Annotated in this window: 5 protein-coding genes and 1 pseudogene; 2 read left to right on the forward strand and 4 right to left on the reverse strand. The window is 73.0% G+C overall.

Going from position 1 to position 6,000, the window contains the following annotated elements; translation table 11 throughout:
* Positions 1 to 7: 7 nt before the first annotated feature.
* A complete protein-coding gene (locus ABH937_RS25880) occupies positions 8 to 571 on the forward strand; it encodes an FHA domain-containing protein (RefSeq protein ID WP_370219645.1) in 564 nt (187 codons plus the stop codon).
* Positions 572 to 597: 26 nt separating this feature from the next.
* Here the strand turns inward: ABH937_RS25880 and ABH937_RS25885 are convergent, their stop codons facing one another.
* From ABH937_RS25885 to ABH937_RS25900, 4 genes and pseudogenes are all read right to left on the reverse strand, one after another.
* Positions 598 to 2,013 carry an acyl-CoA synthetase gene (locus tag ABH937_RS25885; protein ID WP_370219646.1) on the reverse strand — a complete coding sequence of 472 codons (1,416 nt, stop codon included), beginning with the start codon at positions 2,011 to 2,013 and terminating at the stop codon, positions 598 to 600.
* 126 nt (positions 2,014 to 2,139) lie between these two features.
* Entirely contained in the window at positions 2,140 to 3,102 is a 963-nt protein-coding gene (locus tag ABH937_RS25890) for an electron transfer flavoprotein subunit alpha/FixB family protein (protein WP_280694226.1), read from the reverse strand.
* A gap of 42 nt (positions 3,103 to 3,144) precedes the next feature.
* The gene (locus ABH937_RS25895; protein ID WP_280694227.1) at positions 3,145 to 3,930 is read right to left on the reverse strand and encodes an electron transfer flavoprotein subunit beta/FixA family protein; all 786 of its coding nucleotides are present in this window, start codon (positions 3,928 to 3,930) and stop codon (positions 3,145 to 3,147) included.
* A gap of 393 nt (positions 3,931 to 4,323) precedes the next feature.
* Positions 4,324 to 4,672: pseudogene (locus tag ABH937_RS25900) on the reverse strand (TlpA family protein disulfide reductase).
* A gap of 377 nt (positions 4,673 to 5,049) precedes the next feature.
* On the opposite strand from ABH937_RS25900, the gene ABH937_RS25905 reads away from it, so the two are divergent.
* Positions 5,050 to 5,820, forward strand: coding sequence for a lysophospholipid acyltransferase family protein (locus ABH937_RS25905; protein ID WP_370219647.1), 771 nt, complete (start codon positions 5,050 to 5,052; stop codon positions 5,818 to 5,820).
* Positions 5,821 to 6,000 lie beyond the last annotated feature (180 nt).

The following is a 6,000-nucleotide window of genomic DNA, read 5'->3' on the forward strand; positions in this document are numbered from 1 at the left end:
CGTGCGCATGACCGCTCCCGAGCCCCTCACCGGCGTGGCCTCCGGCGACCTCCAGGCCCGTCCCTCGGAGGCCGACCGCGAACGGGCGCTGGGTGTGTTGCGACGGGGCGCCGGGGACGGCCGGCTCTCGCACGACACCTTCATCCGCCGGATGGAGCTGGTCCTCACCGCCCGCAGCACCACCGAGCTGGACGCCGCCCTCGCCGACCTGCCGTCCGACGGCCGGCTGGCCCGCTTCGCGCTGCGCGCGGTCGGGCGCCTGTCCGCCTTCACGGTCCGGCTGCGCAACGCCTGGCGGACCGAGCGCCTGCCCGGCCTGACCCTCCCCCACCTGGGCCCGTCCGAGCTGCGGATCGGTCGCGCCCCCGGCTCCGACCTGCGCCTGACCGACGTCTCGGTCTCCCGCTGGCACGCCGAACTGCGCCGCCTCGGCGACGGCTGGGTGCTGTACGACCTGGGCTCGACCAACGGCACCCACGTCAACGGCCGCCGCGTCACCGGAGGCGTCCCGGTACGGCCGGGGGACCAGGTGGCGTTCGGGAGCCAGGAGTTCCGACTCGCCGCGCGGTGAGCCGGCGAGCCCCCGCAACAGCGGCGCTACCCCTCCAGCAACCGCTTCTTCAACACCTTCCCCATCGCGTTCCGCGGCAGCTCCTCCACCAGCACGACCCGGCGCGGCCGCTTGTGCACCGAGAGCCGCTGCGCGACGAACGCGGCCAGCTCATCGCCCGTCACCGGGCCGTCGGGGATGACGAACGCCACCACCGCCTGCCCGAGGTCCGTGTCCGGGGCGCCGACCACGGCGGCGTCCACGACGGCCGGGTGGTCGCGCAGCGCGGCCTCCACCTCGCCGGCGCCGATCTTGAAGCCGCCGCTCTTGATCACGTCCACCGAGCCGCGGCCGACGATCCGGTGGAACCCGTCGGGGCTGATGGTGGCGACGTCGCCGGTGCGGAACCAGCCGTCCGCGGTGAACGCGTCGGCGTTGGCGGCCGGGTTGCCGAGGTAGCCGTCGAACATCGAGGGGCCGCGGACCTGGAGGTCGCCCAGGCTCTCGCCGTCGGCCGGCACCGGGCGGCCGTCCTCGGTGACCAGGCGGGTCTCGGTGCCGGCCACCGGCAGGCCGACGCTGCCCGGGCGGCGCTCCCCGTCCGCCCGGGTGCTCACGGTGATCAGCGTCTCGGTCATGCCGTAGCGCTCGACGGGCTGGTGGCCGGTGAGCGTGGCCAGCTTGTCGAAGACCGGGACGGGCAGCGGGGCGCTGCCGGAGACCAGCAGTCGGGCACCGCTCAGCGCGCGGGCCGCGGCCTCGTCGGCGGCAATCCGGGACCAGACGGTGGGGACGCCGAAGTAGAGGGTGCCGGCCGCCTCGGCGTAGGCCGCGGGGGTCGGGCGGCCGGTGTGCACCAGGCGGCAACCGGTGCGTAGCGCGCCGAGCACGCCGAGCACCAGGCCGTGCACGTGGAACAGCGGCAGGCCGTGCACCAGGGTGTCCTCGGGGGTCCAGGCCCAGGCGTCGGCCAGCGCGTCGAGGTCGGCGGCGACCGCGCGGCGGGAGAGGATCGCGCCCTTGGGCGGCCCGGTGGTGCCGGAGGTGTAGAGGACGAAGGCGGCCCGCTCGGGGGCCGGTTCGGGGAAGCGCTCGGCGCTGGTCTCACCGAGGTCGACGGGCAGCGCCTCGACGCCGTCCTCGGACGCCATGTCCTTGACGGCCGGGCCCTCGCCGGCGAGCAGCTCGGCGCCGCTGTCCCGCAGGATGTGCGAACGCTCCAGCGGCCCGGCGTCCGGCGGCAGCGGCACCACGGGCACCCCGGCCAGCAGCCCACCGACCACCGCGGTCACGCTCTCGACGCTCGGCCGGGCCAGCACGGCCAGCGCCTTCGCGCCCGCCACCCGGGCCGCCACGGTGCCGGCCGCGCCCAGCAGCCGCTCCCGGGACACGGCCCGACCGTCGATCCGCAGCGCGTCGGCCGCGTCGCCGTGCCCACCCTGAAGTGCCGTCAAGAGGTTCACGGCGGCACTCTACGGGACCCGCACACGCCGCAGGGCGTGATCCACACCACGACGGGGGATCACGCCCTGCTGGAGCAGCCGGCCGGCACGAGTCCGGCTTGACGACCGCTCAGTTGTCGCTCGATTTCAGCCCTTGCGAGCCTTGACCTCGCCGGTGAGCTGCGGCAGCACGTCGAACAGGTCGCCGACCACGCCGTAGTCGACCAGCTCGAAGATCGGCGCCTCGGCGTCCTTGTTGATCGCGACGATGGTCTTCGAGGTCTGCATGCCGGCCCGGTGCTGGATCGCGCCGGAGATGCCCGCCGCGACGTAGAGCTGCGGGGAGACCTGCTTGCCGGTCTGGCCGACCTGGTTGCTGTGCGGGTACCAGCCGGCGTCCACGGCGGCACGCGAGGCGCCGACGGCCGCGCCGAGCGCGTCCGCGAGCTCCTCGACCACGCCGAAGCCCTCGGCGGCACCGACACCGCGGCCGCCGGAGACCACGATGGCGGCCTCGGTCAGCTCGGGGCGGCCGGTGGAGACCCGCGCGGTGCGCGCGGTGACCTTGGCGGCGTTGCCGGTGAACTCGACGGTCACGTTCTCCACCGTGCCGGCGGCCGGGGCGGCCTCGGGCGCGGCGGCGTTCGGCTTCACGGTGATGACCGGGCTGCCGTGCGAGACCTTCGACTTGACCTGGAAGGAGGCCGCGAAGACCGACTGGGTGGCGATCGGGCCGTCGGCGCCGGCCTCCAGGTCGACGGCGTCGGTGATGATGCCCGAGCCCAGGCGCAGGGCCACCCGGGCCGCGATCTCCTTGCCCTCGCCGGAGGAGGTGACCAGGACGGCCGCGGCGTCGGCGGCCTTGGCGATCTGGGTCAGCGCGTCCACCTTCGGGACGACCAGGTAGTCGGCGAACTCGGCGGCGTCGGCCACGTAGACCTTCGCGGCACCGAACTCGGCGGCCTTGGCGGCGATGTCGGCCGCGGCAGCGCCGGCGCCGAGGACGACCGCGGACGGCTCGCCGATCCGGCGGGCCAGGGTGAGCAGCTCCAGGGCGGGCTTGCGGACGGCGCCGTCGGCGTGGTCCACCAGGACCAGGATCTCAGCCATGATTTCTTATCTCCTGAGGGAACGTGGGGTCCGGACGGCGGGTCAGATGAACTTCTGCTCGGCGAGGTAGCTGGCGAGCTGCTTGCCGCCCTCGCCCTCGTCCTTGACGATCGTTCCCTTGGTGCGGGCCGGGCGCTCGGTGACGGTCTCGACCGCGGTCCAGGCGCCGGCCAGGCCGACCTCGTCCGCCTCGATGCCGAGGTCGTCCAGGTCGAGCTCCTCGACCGGCTTCTTCTTGGCGGCCATGATGCCCTTGAAGGACGGGTAGCGGGCCTCGCCCGACTGGTCGGTGACCGAGACGACGGCCGGCAGCGCGGCCTCGACCTGCTCGGTGGCCGAGTCGCCGTCGCGGCGGCCCTTCACCACGCCACCCTCGACGGCGACCTCGGAGAGCAGGGTCACCTGCGGCAGGCCCAGGCGCTCGGCGAGCAGCGCGGGCAGCACGCCCATGGTGCCGTCGGTCGAGGCCATGCCGCAGACCACCAGGTCGTAGCCGGTCTTCTCGAGGGCCTTGGCGAGGATCGCGGAGGTGGCGATCACGTCCGAGCCGTGGATGTCGTCGTCGTTGACGTGGACACCCTTGTCGGCGCCCATCGAGAGGGCCTTCTTCAGCGCGTCCCGGGCGTCGTCGCCGCCGACGGTCAGCACGGTCACCTCGGCGTCACCGGACGCCTCGGCGATCCGCAGCGCCTGCTCGACGCCGTACTCGTCGAGCTCCGACAGGAGGCCGTCCACGGCGTCCCGGTCGGTGGTGGTGTCGTCCGCGAAGCGACGGTCACCGGTCGCGTCGGGCACGTACTTCACACAGACAACGATCCTCAAGCTCACGGCCTGTCTCCTGTACTGGTCTCGTCCGGCGGCTGCCGCGGGTGCGACGGGCGGGTGCGCACCGGCGGCACCCGCTACGGACAGCGCATTCCTGCTGCCCCGACCGGCACTTCCGGCAGCATACTCGGCAGCATCCCGCTCTGGTTACTCGTCAGTATCTAAATACCGGTCGCCCACATCTTGCCGCAATGTCAGGGCGTTATCCCCCCTGATCATTGTGACGAAGCTCTCGACTTCTCCGGCGCTCAACCCACCGGTGAATGCCGAGCTCGGACAGCCGGCCTCAGGTTGCCCTCGGTCCGGCCGTGGGCCTGCGCCGAGCAGCACCCGAGCGGCGCTCTCGTCGCGCTCTCCTCCCGCACCGCTCGCGCTCGGCCGGCGCACCGCTGACGCTCAGCACGCTTCACCGAGCGCGGCGATCACATCGGCGCGGCGCGGCTGACCGGCGGCCCGCCTCACCACTCGCCCCGCACCGTCCAACACCAGCACGGTCGGGGTGCGCAGGATCTCCAGCCGGCGAACCAGCTCCAGCCGCTGCTCGGCGTCGACCTCCACGTGCGCCACGCCGGCCACCATCGCGGCCACTTCGGCGAGCACCCGGCGGGTGGCCCGGCACGGCTGGCAGAAGGCCGTGGAGAACTGCACCAGGGTGGCCCGCTCCCCCAGTTCGACGTCCTCGCCAAGATCGGCGGCGGACAGCTGCACGTCCTCGTCCCTCCCGCGCGCCCGCGACGGCACGCACCCTCCCGTCGCACCGGGCCCGGAACAACCCGAAGGCGCTCACCGGCGCGATCACCGCGACGCACACCGGCAGTCCGGTGACGCGCTCCAGTGTGCGCTACCGCGCGCCCGGCGCCGACGCCGGCTCCGCTCTACCTGCGGTGGCGACCCGCGACGCCCGCGCGCGACCCAGATGGACCTCCCGCCCAGCGATGTGATGACAATCTCGCGCGACCGGGGCATGGCCAGGTGACAGAAGGCACCCCCACGAGGGACCATCATCAGCAGAATCACCCGTGTCAGCCGCGGCGTGCCGCGCCCCGGGCCCGGTCCACCGGTGGCGACCCGGGTGCCACCGCACCGGGCCAGGGCCCGTACGTAGTAGAAGTAGGGCTGACCGTGGCAGAGTTCGTATACCCGCCGGTGATCCGTGCCGCGCTGACCGTTTTCAAAGCGCTCGACTGCCGGATCACCATCGTGGGTGCCGAACACGTGCCGGCCACCGGCGGCGCGGTGCTCGTGAGCAATCACATCAGCTACCTGGACTTCCTCTTCGCCGGCCTGGGCGCCTACCGGGGCGGTGACCGCAAGACCCGCTTCATGGCGAAGGACGAGGTCTTCCGGCACGCGATCTCCGGCCCGCTGATGCGCGGCATGAAGCACATCCCGGTCGACCGCACCGACGGCCAGCCCGCGTACGAGGCTGCCGTGCGCGCGCTGCGCGAGGGCGAGGTGGTCGGTGTCTTCCCCGAGGCCACCATCAGCCGCTCCTTCATGCTGAAGAAGTTCAAGACCGGTGCGGCCCGGATGGCCGCCGACGCCGGCGCCCCGCTGCTGCCGATGATCCTCTGGGGCACCCAGCAGCTGTGGACCAAGGGCCGCCCGAAGACCCTGACCAAGCGGCACGTCCCGGTCACCATCATGATTGGCGAACCGATTCGCCTTGAGCCCACGGACAAGCCGGTGATGGTCACCCGGCGACTGCGGGCCGCGATGAGCGAGATGCTCGACCGGGCCCAGCGCGACTACCCGGTCAAGCCGGCCGGCCCCACCGACTCCTGGTGGCTCCCCACCCACCTCGGCGGCACCGCACCGACCCTGGAGGTCGCGGAGGCCGAGGACGAGCAGGAAGCGGCCGCGAAGGCGGCTCGGCGGGCCGCCGAGGCCTGAGCGACGGCCTTTCGGTCACCTGTTGACGGCGCGCCATTCCTACGGAGTGGTGCGCCGTCCGACTTTCGCTCGGTAAGCCGCTCGATAAACGCAGAGAAGCCCCCTTCCCGAAGGAAGAGGGCTTCTCTAGAAGAATTGTTCGGCGGCGTCCTACTCTCCCACAGGGTCCCCCCTGCAGTA

It is taken from the genome of Kitasatospora sp. GAS1066B (assembly GCF_041262605.1).
Taxonomy (GTDB): domain Bacteria; phylum Actinomycetota; class Actinomycetes; order Streptomycetales; family Streptomycetaceae; genus Kitasatospora.